The sequence below is a fragment of the Jidongwangia harbinensis genome, assembly GCF_020216025.1.
GTDB lineage: Bacteria > Actinomycetota > Actinomycetes > Mycobacteriales > Micromonosporaceae > Actinoplanes > Actinoplanes harbinensis.
In genome coordinates this window covers 191,501-210,990 of the sequence record NZ_JAIWNC010000018.1, presented here as the reverse complement: position 1 = coordinate 210,990, position 19,490 = coordinate 191,501, and the positions used below count along the sequence as shown (strand labels likewise).

10 protein-coding genes are annotated in these 19,490 nt (G+C 72.5%); 5 read left to right on the top strand and 5 right to left on the bottom strand.

Annotated features, from left to right (window positions below; genetic code table 11):
• Window positions 1–503: 503 nt before the first annotated feature.
• A complete protein-coding gene (ppc, locus tag LDL48_RS22800) occupies window positions 504–3,329 on the bottom strand; it encodes a phosphoenolpyruvate carboxylase (RefSeq protein ID WP_225257251.1) in 2,826 nt (941 codons plus the stop codon).
• Window positions 3,330–3,586: 257 nt separating this feature from the next.
• On the opposite strand from ppc, the gene LDL48_RS22795 reads away from it, so the two are divergent.
• On the top strand, window positions 3,587–5,137 hold the full coding sequence (locus LDL48_RS22795; protein WP_225257220.1) for a lysyl oxidase family protein: 1,551 nt from the start codon (window positions 3,587–3,589) through the stop codon (window positions 5,135–5,137).
• Between the two features lie 8 nt (window positions 5,138–5,145).
• Here the strand turns inward: LDL48_RS22795 and LDL48_RS22790 are convergent, their stop codons facing one another.
• The 4 genes from LDL48_RS22790 to LDL48_RS22775 all read right to left on the bottom strand — a co-directional run bounded on the left by LDL48_RS22790 (window position 5,146) and on the right by LDL48_RS22775 (window position 11,849).
• On the bottom strand, window positions 5,146–6,222 hold the full coding sequence (locus tag LDL48_RS22790; RefSeq protein WP_225257219.1) for a glycoside hydrolase family 6 protein: 1,077 nt from the start codon (window positions 6,220–6,222) through the stop codon (window positions 5,146–5,148).
• Window positions 6,223–6,224: 2 nt separating this feature from the next.
• Window positions 6,225–8,174 carry a radical copper oxidase GlxA gene (glxA, locus tag LDL48_RS22785; RefSeq protein WP_225257218.1) on the bottom strand — a complete coding sequence of 650 codons (1,950 nt, stop codon included), beginning with the start codon at window positions 8,172–8,174 and terminating at the stop codon, window positions 6,225–6,227.
• Window positions 8,171–9,955, bottom strand: a complete 1,785-nt coding sequence (locus LDL48_RS22780; RefSeq protein ID WP_225257217.1) for a glycosyltransferase family 2 protein — start codon at window positions 9,953–9,955, stop codon at window positions 8,171–8,173. The genes glxA and LDL48_RS22780 overlap by 4 nt, the downstream gene beginning before the upstream one ends.
• Window positions 9,956–10,070: 115 nt before the next feature.
• Window positions 10,071–11,849, bottom strand: coding sequence for an enoyl-CoA hydratase-related protein (locus LDL48_RS22775; RefSeq protein ID WP_225257216.1), 1,779 nt, complete (start codon window positions 11,847–11,849; stop codon window positions 10,071–10,073).
• Between the two features lie 197 nt (window positions 11,850–12,046).
• Between LDL48_RS22775 and mfd the strand changes: the two genes are divergently transcribed.
• From mfd to LDL48_RS22755, 4 genes are read left to right on the top strand one after another with little or no spacing between them, the layout of a single operon-like run.
• Window positions 12,047–15,679, top strand: coding sequence for a transcription-repair coupling factor (gene mfd, locus LDL48_RS22770; protein WP_225257215.1), 3,633 nt, complete (start codon window positions 12,047–12,049; stop codon window positions 15,677–15,679).
• Window positions 15,680–15,719: 40 nt separating this feature from the next.
• Window positions 15,720–16,442, top strand: coding sequence for a hypothetical protein (locus LDL48_RS22765; RefSeq protein WP_225257214.1), 723 nt, complete (start codon window positions 15,720–15,722; stop codon window positions 16,440–16,442).
• A gap of 23 nt (window positions 16,443–16,465) precedes the next feature.
• Window positions 16,466–17,482: a nucleoside triphosphate pyrophosphohydrolase gene (locus LDL48_RS22760; RefSeq protein ID WP_225257213.1), complete on the top strand. Its 1,017-nt coding sequence runs from the start codon at window positions 16,466–16,468 to the stop codon at window positions 17,480–17,482.
• A 10-nt stretch (window positions 17,483–17,492) separates the two neighbouring features.
• Complete coding sequence (locus LDL48_RS22755; RefSeq protein ID WP_225257212.1) at window positions 17,493–19,103, top strand: DUF885 domain-containing protein; 1,611 nt, start codon at window positions 17,493–17,495, stop codon at window positions 19,101–19,103.
• Window positions 19,104–19,490 lie beyond the last annotated feature (387 nt).

The following is a 19,490-nucleotide window of genomic DNA, read 5'->3' as shown; positions in this document are numbered from 1 at the left end:
GATCTTGTGGAGTTGTGGTCGTCATGTGACTGAATAGCGCGGTGGGTGCCGCAAGTCCACACGGTCTGCGAGCCGCGGTCGGGGTGTGGAGTTGGGGTGCGATGGGTGCCGCAAATCCGCACGGTCTGGAAGCGGCCGTTGGGGCGTGTGGAGTCGTGGTGAGCTGGTTGCCCGAGTTCCCCACGCGGCTGGCGTCCCTGCGGTGCGTGTGGAGATGTGGTGCGGTGAGGGCCCGTGCTCCCCACGCTGCCGGCGCCCTCCGGGGGTGTGTGGAGTCGTGGTGAGCTGGTTGCCCGGGTTCCACACAAGTCCGGCGTCCGGAGAGCGCGTGTGGAGTTGTGGTGAGCGCGCCTGGCGTACTGAAGAGCGCCTGGCGTACTGAGGATCGTGTGACGTTGCGGTGAGCGAATGCACACGTGCCTTGGGCGTGCGGCGCGCTTCAACGCGGAAGTGCCCGCCCGGGGTGTGTGGAGCACGTGCGTCTCCACACACCCGCCGCGGGGTCAGCCGGTGTTGCGCATGCCGGCGGCGATGCCGTTCACCGTGGTGAGCAGCGCCCGCTCCAGCGCCGTGGAGTCCGACGGCGGCCGCCTCGACCCCGGCGCCGTCGGCAGCTGCCGGTCGCCGTCGCCCAGGTCCCGGTACTGCCGCAGCAGCGCGACCTGCAGGTGGTGCAACGGTTCCAGGTAGGTGTCGCGTACGCCCAGCGTCCGGTTCAACTCGGGCTGCCCGGACAGCAGGCCGGATCCGCCGGTGATGGCGAGGACCTCGCGGACCGTCAGTTCGTACTCCTGCTCGATCCGCTCGAAGATCGGCCGCAGGTGTTCCGGCACCAGGGTCTCGACGTAGCGCCGGGCGATGCTCAGATCCGTCTTGGCCAGCATCATCTCGACGTTGGACAGGAACGTCCGGAAGAACTGCCAGTTCTCGTTCATCTCCTGCAGCGCGTCGCCGAGCCCGGCCTCGCGGGCCGCGGCCAGGCCGCTGCCGACGCCGAACCAGCCGGGCACGATCTGCCGGGTCTGGGTCCAGCCGAAGACCCACGGGATGGCCCGCAGCCCGCCCAGGCCGGCGTCCGCGTTCGGCCGCTTCGCCGGCCGGGAGCCGATGTTCAGGGCGCCCAGCAGCTCGGTCGGGGTGGCCGCCCAGAAGTACGCGGGCAGATCCGGGTCCTCGACCAGCCGGCGGTACGCCGCGAACGCCGCCGCGGACGCGGTGTCCATGGTGGAGTCCCAGCGGGCCAGCGAGGTCAGGTCCACGGCCGGTGTCTTGTGCAGCAGCGTCGCCTGCAGCACCGCGGCCACGGTGAGTTCCAGGTTCTCCCGGGCCAGCGCCGGGATCGTGTACTTGTCGGAGATGACCTCGCCCTGTTCGGTCACCTTGATCGCGCCGTCCAGCGTGCCGTACGGCTGGGCCAGGATCGCCTCGTGGGTGGGGCCGCCGCCGCGGCCGACGGTGCCGCCGCGGCCGTGGAACAGGCGCAGGCGTACCCCGTGCCGGGCGGCCACGTCGCGCAGCGCGCGCTGTGCCTTGTGGATGGACCACTGGCTGGTGGTGATGCCGGCTTCCTTGTTGGAGTCGGAGTAGCCGAGCATGACCTCCTGCAGGTCGCCGCGGGCCCGGACGATCTCCCGGTACGCCGGCAGCGACAGCATCTCGTCCAGCAGCTCACCGCCGGCGTCCAGCTCGGCCGGGGTCTCCAGCAGCGGCACGATGCCGACCCGGGCGCGCCCGGTGTGGATGTCGATCAGCCCGGCCTCGCGGGCCAGGACGGCGGCCGCGAGGACGTCGTCGACGCCCAGGGTCATCGAGATGATGTACGACTCGACGACGTCCGCACCGAACCGGTCCTGGGCGTCGCGGATGGTGTGGAACACGTCGAAGGTCTTGCGGGCCGAGTCGGTGAGCGGCGTGTCGAGCGCGGACAGCGGGCGCCGGCCGGTCAGTTCGGCGGCGAGCAGCTTGGTGCGGTCGGCCCGGTCCAGGGCGGTGTAGTCGTCCACCTCGCCGACCCGGGTGTACAGCTGGGCGAGCACCTCGTGGTGCTTCTCGGCGTGCTCGCGGACGTCCAGGGTGGCGAGCTGCAGGCCGAACGCGGACACGGTACGGATCGCCGAGGCCACCACGCCGACCGCGGTGAGCTGGCCGGAGTTGCGGGCCAGCGAGGCACGGATCAGTTCCAGGTCGGCGATCAGCTGGTCGGTGCCGAGGTAGTCCCGGCCGGCCACGTGCGGGGTGCCCTGCCGCAGCCGGGTGCGGGTGTTGGCCAGCTTCGCCTTGATCGCCCGTACCTTCAGGCGGTACGGCTCCTCGGCGTTGGTCCGCCGGAACCGGGGCGCCACCTCGGGCAGGCTGTCCAGGTCCTTGGCCAGGCTGGCGGCCAGGTCGAGAGACACGCCACGCAGCCGCTTGGACACCGACAGCTCGTCGATCAGCGCGTCCATCGCCTTCTCGGACGCCTGGATGCCGTGCTCGTGCTGGATCATCAGCACGTCCCGGGTGACCGCGGGCGTGACGAACGGGTTGCCGTCGCGGTCGCCGCCGATCCACGACCCGAAGGTCAGCGGGCGGGCCGTCGGGGCGGTCTCCACGCCCAGCTGGCGCAGCGTCTCGGCGAGGTCGTCGAGGACCTGCGGCGCGGCGTCGGCGTACAGGTCCTTGAGGTAGTAGACCGCGTTGCGGGCCTCATCGGTCGGGTCCGGCCGGTCCAGGCGCAGCTCGTCGGTCTGCCAGAGCAGGTCGATCAGCTCGGCGAAACGGCGGGTGGAGCCGGTGGTGTCGGTGGCGCCGTAGAGCACCGCGGCGGCGGCCTCGGCGTCCAGTGTGTCGGCGAGCTGCCGCAGCTTGGACAGGATGGAGCGGCGGGCGGCCTCGGTGGGGTGTGCGGTGAACACCGGGCGCACCGCGAGCCGGCGGGCCGCGGCGGCGATCTCGTCGGCCGGGACCCCCTGCTCGGCGATCCGCTTCGCGGCCTGGTCCAGCCAGCCGCCGTCGCGGGCGCGGCGCCGCTGCAGGTCCCGGGCGCGGTGCACCTGCTCGGTGATGTTCGCCAGGTGGAAGTAGGTGGAGAAGGCCCGGGCCAGCTTGGTGCCGGTGGTGACGTCCATGGCGGCGAGCCGGTCCGCGGCGGCCTGCGCGTCCTGGCGGACCAGGGCGCGTACCTCCTCGACCAGGTCGAGCAGCGGCCGGCCCTCCTGCCGGGCCAGGGTCTGGCCCAGCAGGGTGCCGATCCGGCGGATGTCGGCTCGCAGCGCGGCGTCGGGGCCGTCCGGGTCGAGGTGCCCCTCGGTCGATTTTCCGCTGCGGGGTGGCTCCGTGGGGCTTCCAATCTGGGGTTTTCCGCTGCGGATTGGCTCAGCGTGGCCGTTCGCGTCGGTCACCGGTCGCTCCTTCTGCGTACGTGCGGAGGACAGCGCTGTCCCGACTTCCGCAGATCGTATCGGCAGCGTTCCCGGCCTGCGTGATTTGAGGCAAGTCTCATACCGGTTCACACGGACCTCACAGGCCGCCCGATTTAGTGTGCCGACGCACCGATCGAGAGGAACGTATGTCTACGAGAAGAACCCGAATCTTGGTGGGCGGCGCGGTGGCTACCGCGGTGGCGCTTGCCGGAGCCGGTTACGGAGTGGCGAACGCCGCCGACGAGCGACCGGCGGTCGCCCTGGTGGCGGCGTCCGCGAACGCCGTCGGGACCCGGTACGTCCGGGACAACGGTCAGGCCTTCGTGTCCCTCGACCTCGGTGTGCACGCCATCGCCGGAGACCAGCCGCTGGAGATCTGGGCGAAGCGCTCGTCGTACGCCGAGGCGATCAAGGCGGAGCGGTTCGTGACCGGGGAGAACGGCGAGCGGCAGGCGGTGGCGCTGCCGGAGGGCCTGATCAAGGACTTCGAGGGCCTGACCGACTTCACCGAGGTCACCATCGCCGATGCGGCCGGTGCCACGGTCAAGCAGTTCAGCACCTCGTTCTGCCCGAACGCGTGGGACTCGGCCCGGACCCGCCGGGACGCACCGGCCGACAACCCGTTCCCGTCGGGCTGTGCCGGCGGCAACCCGTTCCTGCTCGGCGCGGTCTGGGGCATCCAGGCCGGCTGGAACGCCGAGGTGCGCACCACGCCGCGGTTCGACAAGCGCGGCGACGTCGACTTCGACATCGCACCGGGTCAGTACAAGGCCACGGTGAAGCTGACCCCGGCGTACCGGGAGCTGCTGGACGTGCCGGAGTCCGCCGCGAGCGTGACCGTCAACCTCACCATCACGGACCGGCCGGACGAGGACGGCAAGGGCCGGGAGGTGGCCCAGCAGCGGATGCTGGCAGCGTCCGGCACCCAGGCGGAGGCCGTCGAGCACGTGGAGCACGGCACCGAGGGTGACGCGGCCGCGCAGGTCTCGGCGTACCACCCGGAGTTCCGCCCGCCGGCGAAGCGGCCGGCGACGCTCGCCGCCGAGCCCAAGAAGGGCCCGCGTCCCGACCTGCGGTCGCTGCCCGCGCACGGCATCGAACTGGCGAAGGAAGACGACGGCAAGTGGTACGTCAGCTTCGGCGCCACGGTGTGGAACGGCGGCAATTCCCCGCTGCGGGTCGACGGCTTCCGGCGCACCGGCACCGAGCTGATGGACGCGTACCAGTACTTCTTCGACGCGAACGGCAAGGAGGTCGGTTCGGTCGAGGCGGGCACCATGGAGTGGGACCCGCAGGAGGGCCACAACCACTGGCACTTCACCGACTTCGCGCAGTACAACCTGCTGAACGCGGACAAGTCCCAGGCCGTGCGCTCCGGCAAGGAGGCGTTCTGCCTGGTCAACACGGACGCGGTCGACTACACCCTGCCGAACGCCAAGTGGCGGCCGGAGAACACCGACCTGTACAGCTCGTGCGGCGCGAACACCGCCGTGGCGGTGCGTGAGGTGCTCGACGTGGGCAGCGGCGACACCTACACGCAGAACCTGCCGGGTCAGTCGTTCGAGGTCACCGACCTGCCGAACGGCACCTACTTCGTCGAGGTGCTGGCCAACCCGGACAACAAGCTGGCCGAGCTGAACACGAAGAACAACTCCGCCCTGCGCAAGATCATCCTGGGTGGTACGGCGGAGAAGCGCACGCTGCGCGTGCCGCCGTTGCACGGCATCAAGGGCTAGCGGACGGATCACCGGGCGAGTTCGAGGGCGTACTCCGGCCACCACACCCCCGCGGGTGGGGCGTCGTCGGTGCAGGCGCCGTCGGACTCGCCCGGTCGTTTGATCCACAGGTACGCGTCCACCAGCCGGTGCCCGGTCCGGGTGGTGGGCGCCTCGCCGAGCCGGCGGCCGGGTGGATTGCACCAGTGCCGGTCGCCGGCCCCGATCTGGGCCGGCCCGTTGCCGTTGCGGCTGGTGTCCACCACGAAGTGCGCGCCGCCGAGCAGCCCGGACAGCGCGGTGCCGTACGCCACGTTGGCCGCGGTGGTCTCGAAGTTCGCCACGTTCAGCGCGAACCCGTGCGCCCGGGCCACGCCGGCCCGGCGCAGTGCCGTGGCCATCCGGTCCGGTTCACGGATCCAGCTGGGATTGCCGGCGTCCAGGTACACCACCACGCCGGGGATCGCCCGCAGCGTCGTCACCGCGTGCCGGAGCAGCGCGTACCGCTCGAGGACCGCGGCCGGACCGCTCAGGCAGCCCTGCACCGCCTGGGCCACCGCGTCCGGTTCCAGCACCACCACGGCCTGCCGGTCGCGCAGCGCCGCGGCGATCGACTGCACCCAGGCCCGGTACGCCGCCCCGTCCGCGGCCCCGCCGGCGGACTGACCCGCGCAGTCCCGCTCCGGAATGAAGTAGAGCGTCAGCACCGGCACCTGCCCGGCCCGGTTGGCGTCGGCGGCCAGCCGCCCGGCCCGGGTCGCGGAGACGTCGTCGGCGAACCAGGTGGCGACCGGCCGGCCCGCGATCCGCCGGACGACCTCCGCGTCCGCGGTCCGGCCCACCGCCTCCCAGGCGCGCACCTGTTCCGCGGCCGCGCCGGTCGGGTCGACGTAGAGCGCGCGCCCGGTCAGCGCCCCGGCGTCCGCCGCACCGCCGGCGGTGTCCGGCGTGCCGGTCCCGCCCGGTCCCGGGCCGGCGGTGCCGGCCGGCGCGTCCCGGTGGCCCGCGACGAGGAGGCCGGCACCCAGGACCATCGCCGCGGTCGCCACGGCCGCGCTCAGCCGGGCCCGCCGGCCGGTCCGCGACGGCTGGGCGTGAGTCGGCATGGTCAGCGCACCTGGACCCAGCGCGCCACCGACGGCACGCCGCGGTCATCGACCAGGAACAGCATGTACCAGCCGGACGGCACCAGGCCCCGGCGGTCCGGCACGGACAGGTTCAGCCCGCCCGGCACCGGAGTGATGTCCAGCGCCACGGACCGCTGGTCCACGTCGGTGGCATGGGTGACCGCGCTGGGGCGCATCAGCCGGGCGGCGCGGATCCGCCCGGCGTCCGGGGTGGCGAACCGGACCGTGGTGCCGCGCTGCACCGCCCGCGGGCCGTCGCCGACCACCGGCCGGTCGCCCTGGAACAGGTACGGCGGGCTGAACACCTCGATGCGCTGCTCGAACGTGCCCGGGTTGCGGCCGGTCGGGTCGTACAGCGGGTCGCTGCCGAGCGTGACCACCCGGCCGTCGGGCAGCAGGATCGCCTCGGAGTGGTAGTTGCGGCCCACCGTGGACTCGGCCGCCTTCTCGAACGCGTTGCTGCCGGGCCGGTAGATCTGCGCGTTGAACAGGTCGCTGCGCGGCTTCCCGCGGTACGGCCCGCCGCGGTAGCCGGACGATCCGCCGCTGGTGAAGACGCCGTCGTCGGGCAGCAGCACGGTGCTCAGGTAGCGGGCCGGGCGGGGCAGGTCCGGCCCGGGCCGGTACCCGGGCTTCGGCGCGCGCAGGTCGATGATGTCGGTGCGGGCGGTGGAGACCGGCGACTCGCCGACCGCGCCGCCCCCGAAGATCATCACCTGCTGCTCCTGGGCCGGCGCCAGCAGGACCGACGAACTGGTCTCGGTCATGCCCGCGTCACGCAGGCCCGGCACCTCGCGGAAGGCGTTCTTCTTGACGTCCCACAGGCCCGGGGTACGGCCGACGGTGTCCGAGCCGTAGCCCGCGTTCGAGCCGGAGTAGAAGAGCCGGCCGTCCGCCATCAGGTGCAGCGCCGGGTACGTGGGGAACACCCGCTTCAGCTCCGGCGCGTCCACCCAGCGCTTCTGGTCCTTGACGTAGCGCTCGTTGTCGCCGGGCAGCATCCGGCCGAACTGGTCCAGGCCGGAGACCGCCAGCACGTCGCCGTTGGGCAGCTCGGCCAGCGTCGGATACCACCGGTGCCGCACCATGTCGCCGGTCCGGACGTACCGCTCGGTGCGCGGGTCGAACTCGTACGACGTCCGGTCGCCGCCGTACTCCTGCTTCTCCCGGGTGATCTTGTCGGCCAGCCCGTAGATGTTGCGCCGGTCGTCGCCGGTCAGCCCCTCGACCACGTACTGGGCCGGGGCCGACACGATCGAGCCGTCGCCGGCCCGCTCCGCGTCCACCCACACCTCGACCTCGCCGGCGTGCACCATCACCTCGTCGCCGTGCTTCATCGCGGTCGCCGCGGGCAGCGTGACGTCGGTCCGGGTCAGGTACACGGCACCGGACTTGGCCCGCACCCGGGTGCCCTTGCGGATCACCCGCGGGCCGCCCTGCGGTGACTCGTTCTTCAGCTTCAGGACGCCGGCCGCGTGCGTGATGTCCTTCGCCAGCACCTCGTACGACTTGGTGCCGCCGGCGATCAGCAGGTTGCCGCTGGGCAGGAAGGTGTGCCCGGCGCAGAACACGTCGGTGGGCGTGGGCACGTCGCGGAACGCCTCGGTGGCCGGGTCGTACAGCACGGTGCGGAACGTGCCGGCCTCGAACGCGTCCCGGTTGTTGCCGCTGCCCGCGATGATCAGCACCTTGCCGGTGTTCAGCAGCGCCGCGTGGATGGCGTTGATCCGGAAGTCGTCCGGCACCGGCAGCCGGGACCAGTGACCGTACTTCTCCTTGTAGGACTGCCGGTTGATGGCGAACTCGTGATAGGCGTCGCTCGCGGCGGCGACCATGGGCCGGTTGACGAACCCGACGATGCCGAGCACCGCCAGCGCGACCAGGCCGCTCGCCAGGCGGCGGGCGAGAGTGGGGCGGGGGCGAGGCTTCATGTGGCTTTCCTTCTCGTGAACAGCCAGATCGTGGCCGGGGTCAGGCAGATGGCGAGGTTGAGGAACGGCCACACCCACATCGCGCCGTCGACGTGGCCGGCGAGCGGGGCGATCACCAGCAGGGCGGCGTAGAAGGCCGCCCAGCCGAGGCTGTGGCGGAAGGTGAGCAGCCGGTCCGGGCTGGACGAGTCGCCCTTGGGGGTGACCACGAAACCCGCCTGGCGGCGGAGCAGGGCACCGAGGTACGACGCCACGTAGATCGGCGTGGACAGCGTGGAGACCAGCATGCCGGTGAGCCCGGAGGAGCCGGCCTCCTCGTGCGGGCTGACGTTGTGCCGCCGGTTGAACAGGTACAGCCCGATCTGGAACAGCGCGGCGTCCACGTACAGCATCAGCCACACCTCCTGCGGCACCTGCACGCCCTTCGCGCCGAGCAGCAGGTAGCAGCCGGCGTTGAGCGCGCCGAGCATCCAGGCCAGCGCGGTCAGCGGGTAGTAGGACATCAGCAGTCCGTAGTGGACGGACCGGCCCACGCCGAGCCGCCGGATCAGCCTGCCGAACTGCCGCACCACCACCTCGTCGGTGCCGCGGGACCAGCGGTGCTGCTGGCTGAAGTAGTCGGTCCAGGACGACGGGCCCTCGCCGACCGCGAGGACGTCCGGGGTGTAGACCGAGCGCCAGCGCCGGCCGGTCTCCGGGTTGTCCGTGCTGTGCAGCACCAGGCTGGTGGCCATGTCCTCGGTGATCGAGTCCTGCAGGCCGCCGATCGAGCGCAGCGCGTCGATGCGTACCGCGTTGTTCGTGCCGACCAGCATGGCGATCCCGCGGCCGTTGCCGGCCCGCTGCAGCAGCGAGTGGAACAGGTACTGCTGCGACTCGGCCCAGCGGGTCACCACGTTGTCGTAGTTGCCGTAGATCTGCGGTCCGACCACGAACGCCACGTCGGAGTCGCGGAAGTAGCCGAGCAGTCGTTCGCAGAAGTTCGGCAGCGGCACGTGGTCGGGGTCCACCGAGACGAACACGTCGTACGAGTCGCCGTGGGAGTGGATCCAGGAGTTGTAGTTGCCGTGCTTGGTCTTCGCCTTGTACGCGCCCGCCCCGGTGTTGTACCCGGTGTTGCCCTTGCGGCTGAAGTGGCGTACCCCGAGTCGCTCGCACATGGCCTTGACCTCGTCGTCGTCGCCCTCGTCGAGCAGCCACACGTGGTACGGCCCGGAGTGCCGCACGGCCAGCGCCGCGTGCAGCGTGCGTTCCACCATCTCCACCGGTTCCTTGCCCGGCACGATCGTGGTCAGGAACGCCACCCGCAGCGCCGGGTCCGGCACGATCGGCGTCGGGTCCTTGGCCCAGAACGTGGCCAGGCACAGCGTCACCACGTTCATCAGCCGGAACAGTTCGATCAGCGCGGTCGCGCCGATCATCACCACGGTGGCGGTGTAGAGGACCGGGTGCAGGGCCCGGTCCGGCACCTCGATCGAGGACAGCAGCCAGGCGAAGAACGTGGTCTCGAACGCGAAGGCGAACAACGTGATCAGCAGCGTGGCGATCGGGCGGCGGCGGGCCAGCCGGCGCATCCGGACCCGGTCGCCGGCCTCCTCGGCGGTGCTCGCCGGGCCGGCCAGCACGCTGTAGGCGCTGTAGCTGTACCGGTTCGGCAGCGCCATGGTGGCGCCGTTCAACGCCCGCAGTGCCGCCGGGCCGAGCGGCAGGCGCGGCGCGGGCACTTCGGGTGCGGTGGTGCGGTGTCCGGGCCCCTCGATCGGGGTCTGCACGACACTCATCGACGTCCTCTCACTGCGATGCGGGACGGAGCGCAGGAAGCACCGCCGCGACGTCGGCCGCGGCGGTGGGCCGCCGGCCGGTCCGCTCTCGGGGGTCCGGCCGGTCGGTGCGGGATCAGGCCGAGAGCGGCACCGCCGGACGGACGAGCGGTCGCCGGTCGCCCGCGTTCTGGTGCCGCCGGCGGGCGATCTGCGCGGCCCGCCCGGCCGGGGCCGGCCCGAGGGCCAGCCGCTCCGGCGTCGCGACCGGTCTGGCCTTGCCGACGAAGGCGCGCCGGGCGGCGGCGAACCCGGAGCGGTCGCCGAACATGTCCAGGCTCATCTCGGCGAGTTCGCGGGCCTCGTACGCATCCATCGGCACCCGCTCGGCGGCCAGCCGGCGCGCCTTGGCGGACTGTCGCAGCCGGGCCGCCCGTGGGTCCGCCAGCTCGTCGGCCAGCGCGGCCAGCCACTCGTCGTACGCCTGGGGATCCCGCGGCCCGACCCGGTCGACCAGGCCGAGCGACGCCGCGTGCTCCGCGCCGACCGGCAGCCGGCCGTCGATCAGCCGGTCGGCGGCGTCCGCGCCGACCCGCCGGGGGAGCGTGAACGTGTGCAGTTCCGATCCGTACAGGCCGATGTCGTAGTACGGGTTCAGCACGACGTCCCGGCGGGCCGCGACCAGATCCGCGCCGAGTCCGAGCATCGCCCCGCCGGCGCCGGCGCCACCCGCGTACCCGGCCACCACGACCTGCCGGGTACAGGTGATGATCTCCCGGCAGAGCGCGTTGATCGCCTTGATGTTGTCCCAGGCGGCGCCGGCCGGCTCGGCGGCGGCGTCGACCACGTTGAGGTGGATGCCGTTGCTGAACGCCTCGGTGCCGCCGCGCAGCACCAGTACCGCGGTGTCCTGCGCGGCGGCGTGCCGGAACGCGGCCAGCAGCCGCCGGCAGTGGCCGGTCGCCATCGCGCCGTTGTAGAAGTCGAACGCCAGCCAGCCGACCCGGCCGGTGCGGCGGTACCGCACCTGACGGTAGGCGGACGGGCCCTCCGGCTCGGTGCCCGGCGGGAGGGGCCACTGCGGCACGTCGCGCAGTCGCCGGCCGAGCAGCCGGGTGGCGGGCAGCTTGATGCCGGTACCGTCGGCGGCCCGCAGATGGCCCAGCCACACGCTTCCGTCGCCGGTGCCGACCAGGACCGCGCCCTGACGCCGGCCGAGCAGCGCGCCGGGCCGGCCGCGGACCGCTGCCGGATGCGCGTCGTAGGCGAACACGGCCAGGCCGCCAACCTCGGTCCGTACCCCCGGCGCGCCGTCCGCGGCCCGGATCCGGCGGACGATGTGGCCGGTCGGCGCGTCCCAGGCGAACCGGCGGTCGTCCTGGGTCATCAGCGGGCGCAACCGGGCACCGGGCACCTCGGCCGGGACGCGGTCCGCCGGCACCGGCCGGAACCCCGGGTCGGCGGCCTTGGCCAGCACCTCGAACACGCACTCCAGGGCGGCGTCCGCGACCGGGCCGCCGTACAGCGCGGACTTGCGCACCGGCTCGGCCGGCAGGGCGAACGTCCGGGTGGCCCAGATCGGCCCGGCGTCCATCTCCTCGACCGCCTGCAGCGCGGTGACCCCCCAGCGCGGCGCGCCCTCGGTGATCGCCCAGTCCAGCGACGACGGGCCGCGGTCGCCGACCGGGCCCGGGTGGATGATCACCGTGCGCCAGTGCTGCCACACCTCGGCCGGCACCCGGTCCTTCAGGAACGGACACAGGATCAACTCCGGCGCCGCCGCCCGGACGCCGTCGATCATGTCCTGCGATCCGGTGGCGAGCAGCACGCCCACGTCGTGGCCGGTATCGCGCAGCGCACACCAGACGCGCTGGCTCAATCCGTTGAACGCCGACACGAGCAGAAGAACCCGCATGCCCCACCTCCCCAGGTCTTGGCACAACGTCCGGGGAGTCTTCAGCAGGGTGCGTCGGTTATGTCGGACATGATGTCCGATACCGCCGGTGCGGATTTCTTGTCACAGGGCCGGACTAAGCTGGGCTACACCAGCCCCCGTCGTTCCGGCGTTCGGGGCAGTTCGACGTGCATCACTGTCTCCCAGGAGAGCCTCCCGTGCAACTTGCCGGTCTGATCCCGGCCGCCCTGCGCGACCGTGGCCTCACGCGCGCCCGCGACCTCGCGGCCAAGGGCGGCGTCGACTCCGACGCCCTCGACCTCACCGCACCCCCGGCCCTGCGCCCGTTCGTGGTCGCCGCGGTGGCCGGTCCGGCCGCGTCCGGCGGCGCCGGCCGCCCGGTGCTCGCGGTCACCGCGACCAGCCGCGAGGCCGACGACCTCGCGGACGCGCTGGGCTGCCTGCTCAGCCCGGACCGGGTCGCGGTCTACCCGTCCTGGGAGACGCTGCCGCACGAGCGGTTGTCGCCCCGGTCCGACACCGTGGGCCGCCGGCTCGCCGTGCTGCGCCGCCTGGCCCACCCCGGCGAGCACCCGGTCCAGGTGGTCGTGGCGCCGGTGCGCAGCATGCTGCAGCCACAGCTCAAGGGCCTCGGCGACCTCGAGCCGGTCGAGCTGACCGCGGGTGGCGGCGCCGAGCTGGAGGACGTGGCGCGCCGGCTCACCGACATGGCGTACGCGCGGGTCGACCTGGTCACCAAGCGCGGCGAGTTCGCGGTCCGCGGCGGCATCCTGGACGTCTTCCCGCCCACCGACGAGCACCCGTCCCGGGTCGAGTTCTGGGGCGACGAGGTGGAGGAGATCCGCACCTTCGCGGTCGCCGACCAGCGCACCATCGACCCGGTCGAGCGGCTCTGGGCGCCGCCCTGCCGGGAGCTGCTGCTCACCCCCGAGGTGCGCACCCGCGCGTTCGAGCTGTCCGTGGCGCACCCCGAGCTGGCCGAGATCCTGGACAAGCTGGCCGAGGGCATCCCGGTCGAGGGCATGGAGTCGCTCGCCCCGGCGCTGCTGCAGGGCACCGACAGCATGGAGTTGCTGATCGACTGCATGCCGGCCGGCACCCACGTGCTGCTCTGCGACCCCGAGCGGATCCGCACCCGGGCCCACGACCTGACCCGCACCTCGGACGAGTTCCTGCAGGCCAGCTGGGCCGCGGCGGCGGTCGGCGGCGACGCCCCGGTGGACGTCGGCGCGGCCGCCTTCCACAGCCTGGCGGACGTGCGCGCGCACGCCGCGACGCTGCGCCTGCCCTGGTGGACGGTGTCGCCGTTCGGACTGGAATCCTCGTCTTCTGCGGACAATTCGGACGAGACGCCGTGGCTGGCAACGCCCGCAGTCGAGGTGTCGCCCGATCTTGGCGATGCCGTCTCGCTGGCGGCCCAGCCCGTGCCGCTCTACCACGGCGACACCGCGCGGGTGACCGCCGACCTGTCCCGCTGGGTGGCGGACAACTGGGCCGTCGCGCTGGTGTTCGAGGGCCACGGCACCGCCCAACGGGCCACCGAGCTGCTGCGGGACGCCGGGCTGGGCGTGACACCGGTCGACGCGATCACCGAGCCGGTCGAGCCCGGCCAGCTCCTGGTCACCTGCGGCGGGCTCAACCACGGCTTCGTCGACGAGGTCGCGCGGCTCGCGGTGATCACCGGCAACGACATCACCGGCGGCCGCGGCGCGTCCACCAAGGACATGCGCAAGATGCCGTCCCGGCGGCGCAACACCATCGACCCGCTGGAACTGCGGCCCGGTGACCACGTGGTGCACGAGCAGCACGGCATCGGGAGGTACGTCGAGCTGGTGCAGCGCACGGTGAACGGCGCCGACCGGGAATACATGGTGATCGAGTACGCCGCCTCCAAGCGCGGCCAGCCCGGCGACCGGCTGTTCGTCCCGACCGACCAGCTCGACCAGCTGTCCCGCTACGTCGGCGGCGAGTCGCCCCCGCTGCACAAGATGGGCGGCTCCGACTGGCAGAAGAGCAAGGCCAGGGCGCGCAAGGCGGTCCGTGAGATCGCGGCCCAGCTGATCCAGCTGTACGCGGCCCGGCAGGCGTCCAAGGGCCACGCGTTCGGCCCGGACAGCCCGTGGCAGCGCGAACTCGAGGACGCGTTCCCGTACACCGAGACCCCCGACCAGCTGGCCGCCATCATGGAGGTCAAGCACGACATGGAGCTGGCCGTCCCGATGGACCGGCTGATCTGTGGCGACGTGGGCTACGGCAAGACCGAGATCGCGGTCCGGGCGGCGTTCAAGGCGGTGCAGGACGGCAAGCAGGTCGCCATCCTGGTGCCCACCACGCTGCTCGCCCAGCAGCACTACAACACGTTCACCGAGCGGATGAACCAGTTCCCGGTGACCATCCGGCAGCTGTCCCGCTTCCAGACCCCGAAGGAGGCGCAGCAGACCCTGGAACAGGCCGGCGACGGCACCGCCGACATCGTCATCGGCACCCACCGGCTGCTGGCGAACTCCACCCGCTTCAAGAACCTCGGCCTGATCATCGTGGACGAGGAGCAGCGGTTCGGCGTCGAGCACAAGGAGCAGCTCAAGGCCCTGCGCGCCTCGGTCGACGTGCTCACCATGTCGGCCACGCCGATCCCGCGGACGCTGGAGATGGCGATCACCGGCATCCGGGAGATGTCCACCATCGCCACCCCGCCGGAGGAACGGCACCCGGTGCTCACGTTCGTCGGCGGGTACGACGACAAGCAGGTGGCCGCCGCCATCCACCGCGAGCTGCTCCGCGACGGCCAGGTGTTCTTCCTGCACAACCGGGTCGAGTCGATCGACAAGGCGGCGCGCAAGCTGCGCGAGCTGGTGCCCGAGGCGCGGGTCGCGGTGGCGCACGGGCAGATGGGCGAGGACGCGCTCGAGAAGGTGATGGTCGGCTTCTGGGAGAAGGAGTTCGACGTCCTGGTCTGCACCACGATCGTCGAGTCCGGCATCGACATCCCGAACGCCAACACGCTCATCGTCGAGCGGGCCGACCTGCTCGGCCTGGCCCAGCTGCACCAGATCCGCGGCCGGGTCGGCCGCGGCCGCGAGCGGGCGTACGCGTACTTCCTCTACCCACGGGAGAAGCCGCTCACCGAACAGGCCCACGAGCGGCTGGCCACCATCGCCCAGCACACCGAGCTGGGCGCCGGCATGTACGTGGCGATGAAGGACCTGGAGATCCGCGGCGCCGGCAACCTGCTCGGCGGCGAACAGTCCGGCCACATCGAGGGCGTCGGCTTCGACCTGTACGTGCGGATGGTCGGCGAGGCGGTGAGCGCGTTCAAGGGTGAACGTCCCGAGGAGGAGGCCGAGGTCAAGATCGACCTGCCGGTGGACGCGCACCTGCCCACCGAGTACATCGCGGTGGAACGGCTGCGCCTGGAGATGTACCGCAAGCTCGCCGAGGCCCGCGACAACGCCCAGCTCGACGAGGTGGTCGCGGAGATGACCGACCGGTACGGCGAGCCGCCCGAGCCGGTGGCGAACCTGATCGCGGTGGCCCGGTTCCGGCAGGTGGCCCGGGCGTACGGGCTCACCGACGTCTCGGTGCAGGGCCGGCACCTGCGGTTCTCGCCGCTGCCGCTGCCCGACTCCAAGCAGATGCGGCTCAAGCGGTACCACCCCGACTCGGTGTACAAGAGCGCGAACGACCAGGTCAGCGTGCCGCGGCCGAACACCCGCCGGGTCGGCGGCGAGCCGCTGCGCGACCAGGCCCTGTTGCAGTGGTGCGCGCAGCTGCTCTCCGATGTGCTCGGTGACATCCCGGCCCCCGTGTCCGCAGTAACGTCCGGAGCGTGAGAGAGTCATGTCCATGCAGCGTGCTCGCCGACTCGCATCCGTGGCCGTCATCGCGACCCTGGCCGTCAGCGGTCTGTCCGCCTGCCGTTCGGCGCCCGACGTGGCGGTGTATTTCGGCGACACCGAGCAGGTCACGGTGGCCGAGGTCGACCGCATCCTGGACGACGCCCGGGACAAGCTGACCGCCGCCCAGGCCGCGGCGCTGGAGGGCCGGCCGGCCGAGTCCGTCCCGCCGGTGCGCCTGCCGATCACCGCCATCGACGTGGTCGGGGCCCTGGTCAGCCGCGAGGTCGGCAAGTCGCTCGCGCAGGGCAAGCCGGCCCAGGGCGGCACGCCCGACCTCAACGCGCTGGGTCAGCTCACCGGGCTGCCCGCCGACGCGGAGTACGTGAAGCTCTACAGCGACGGCTACGCCACCATCGCCGGGATCGCCCAGAACGCCAAGCCCGCTCAGGTCACCGACGCGGACCTGCGGTACGCGTACGAGGCCTCGCGGGAGGTGGGCGAGGTCGCCCCGCAGGTGTCGTTCGAGTCCTGGAAGGAAGGGCTCTCCCCGCAGAGCGTCGATGTGCTGGGCATGGGCGTGGCCGCCCGCGACGCCCTCCGCGACCAGGTGAAGAAGCTCGACATCGAGGTGAACCCCCGGTTCTCGGCGGCGGACATCGACGTCTTCGCGGTCGGCACGGAGAAGCAGCGGCTGCTTCCGCTGGTGGTGTTGCCGCTGGTCGACCCCGCCACGATGCCGGTGACCGACGCACGTTAGGCACGGGACTGAACCCAGAGCGCATGACTGAAGGACCGGCGACGCCCGGGCGGATCGTTCTCCTGGTCACCTCGCCCCGGCTGCCGGCCGGGCTGCTCACCGCCGAAGCGTGGGACCTGGTGCGCGCGCATCCGGTCTACACCGCCGCCGACGGGGAGCTGCCGACCGCGCTGCGGGTGACCGGCGTACCGGTGTCGGTGATCGCACCCGACCCGGAGACGCTGATCGGCGCGCTGACCACCGATCCGACCGTGGTGTGGCTGGCCGGACCGGCCGGCGACGAGGACTTCGCCCGCCGGCTCGGGCTGCGGCTGGCCCGCGAACCCGCGCTGGCCGAGCTGGAGCTGATGTACGGCTCGTGGGACCCGCCCGGCGCCCGGCTGCTGGACGCGGTGGCGGTGATGGACCGGCTGGTGTCGCCCGGCGGTGACCCGTGGAAGCAGCAGCAGACCCACCGCAGCCTCGCGCCGTACCTGCTCGAGGAGAGCTACGAGGCGTACGACGCCATCGGCGACGGCGACCTGGCCGCGCTCCGCGAGGAACTCGGGGACGTGCTCCTGCAGGTGGTGCTGCACGCCCGGCTCGCCGAGGACCTGCCGGACGACCAGCGGTGGAGCGTGGACGACGTGGCCGGGGGACTGGTCGACAAGATGGTCCGCCGCAACCCGCACGTGTTCGCCGGCGAGACCGTCGACGGCGTCGAGGCGATCGTCGAGAACTGGGAACGGATCAAGAAGGCGGAGAAGTCACGGGACTCCGTCCTGGACGGCATCGCGCTCAGCCAGCCCGCGCTGTCACTGGCCGCGAAGATCCTCGAACGGGCGGAACGCGCCGGACTCGACGTACCCCTGCCGTCCGGAACCGACCTCGGCACCGCCCTGCTGCGGCTCGTCGTGGACGCCCGGGCGGCGGGCCGCGACGCCGAGGCCGACCTCCGCCACGCCGTGCTGTCCCACGCCGCCGCGGTCCGCGCCGCGGAGGCCGCCCGGTTGTCCACAGGCGAAGCGAACCCCGGCGAAACCGTCGCAGGCAGCGGGTAGCTTTCTCGGCATGCCCGACTTCGTGCCGCTCGCCGAGCGCATCGTCGACGCCCTGCTGGAGAGCGACCCCGCGATGGCCTCCGCGGCCGGGGACCACCGGTTCGACGATCGCCTGCCCGACCTGTCCCCGGGTGCCGTCGCCGACCAGGTCACCATGCTGCGCGACGCGACCGACGCGCTCGCCGGCATCGACCCGGACGCCTTCGACGCTCAGGACCAGGTCGACCACGCCATCCTGTCCGCCCTGGTGGAGCGCCGCCTGTTCGAGCTGACCGACGTGCGCGAACACGAGTGGAACCCGCTCGCCCACAACCCCGGCCCGCTCCTGCACGGCCTGATGGCCCGGCCGTTCGCGCCGGTCGACGAGCGGCTCACCGCGCTGGCCGGTCGTCTCGCCGCCATCCCCGACGCACTGGCCACCGCGCGGGCCGTGCTGCGCGACCTCCCGCGCGTGCACACCGAGACCGCGATCGGCCAGTTCGCCGGCACCGCCGCGCTGATCCGCGACGAGGTCCCCGCGCTGCTCACCCAAGAGCCCGGGCCGCGGCCCGCGGTCGAGCCCGCCGCCGCGGCCGCGCTCGACGCACTGACCGAGTTCGACGGGTGGCTGCGCGAGCGGGTGGACACCGCCGACCGCGACCCCCGGCTGGGCCGTCCGCTGTGGGAAGCGCGGCTGTGGCACACCCTCGACACCGAGATGCCCGCCGCCGAGGTGCTCGACCGGGCCTATCGCAACCTCGACCGGGTCACCGCCGAGGTGCGCAAGTCCGCGGCCGAGCTGGTCGGCGGTCCGCCCACCGACGAGACCGTGCGGACCGCGTTCGACACGCTCGCCCGCCAGCACCCCGACGACGCCACCATCCTCGACCTCGCCAAGGTCACCATGACCGAGGCGACCGACTTCGTCCGCGGGCACGACCTGCTGACCCTGACCGACGACCCCTGCGTCATCGAGGAGATGCCGGAGTTCGCCCGCGGCGTCTCGGTGGCCTACTGCGACCCGCCCGGCCTGCTGGAAACCGCCGACCTGCCGACGTTCTACTGCATCTCCCCGGCGCCGTCCGACTGGTCGCCGGAGCGGGTGGAGTCGTTCTACCGCGAATACAACGACCACATGCTCCGCGACCTCACCGTCCACGAGGCGATGCCCGGCCACTTCCTGCAGATCGCCCACGCGCGCCGGTTCCGGGCCGCCACCCGGGTGCGGTCGCTGGGCTGGTCCGGCCCGTTCGTCGAGGGCTGGGCGGTGTACGCCGAGGAACTCATGGCCGGCCTCGGCTTCGGCGGTCTGCCGGTGCGCCTGCAGCAGCTCAAGATGCAGCTGCGCATGTCCATCAACGCGATCCTCGACCAGCAGGTGCACTGCGAGGCCATGACCGAGTCCGACGCCATGGCACTGATGACCGGGCGCGGTTTCCAGGAACCGGGCGAAGCCGCCGGCAAGTGGCGCCGCGCCCTGCTCACCTCGACGCAGCTCTCCACGTACTTCGTCGGCTACACCGAGGTCTCGGCGATCGCGGCGGCCCGCCCGTTCGGCGCCACGCCGAAAGCCTGGCACGACGCGATGCTGGCGCACGGCTCCCCGCCGCCACGCCACTTGCGGACGCTGCTCGGCGTGTAGGGGCTCCTTCGCGGATGCGCCTCGTGCGCGGGCCTCGACGTCGGTCAGCGACGACCGCCCGCGCCTGGAATTTGCCCAGCCGGTCGTGGGCGGCTGGCCACACGCGAGGAGTTGGCCGTTGCGCCCCGCGTCAGCCAGATCCGACCCGACGGCCCAGTCCACAGCTCGTGGAGGTGCGGCGGTCAGGCAGCCGTATGGCACCGCCCGCCTGCCTGCCACCGCTGCCAGATCCTCGGCGTCCAGCGCGCGGCGCAGCAGGGCGTCGGAGGCGTGACGGGTCGCGCGTGGTTCCGCCGGTTCGGCCTTCCGCAGTGCCGAGCGCGCCGCAATTCTTCACGCCGGGCTCGGGCGACGCCGTGTGCGGTTTCGGGTGCGCGGCATGCCGCA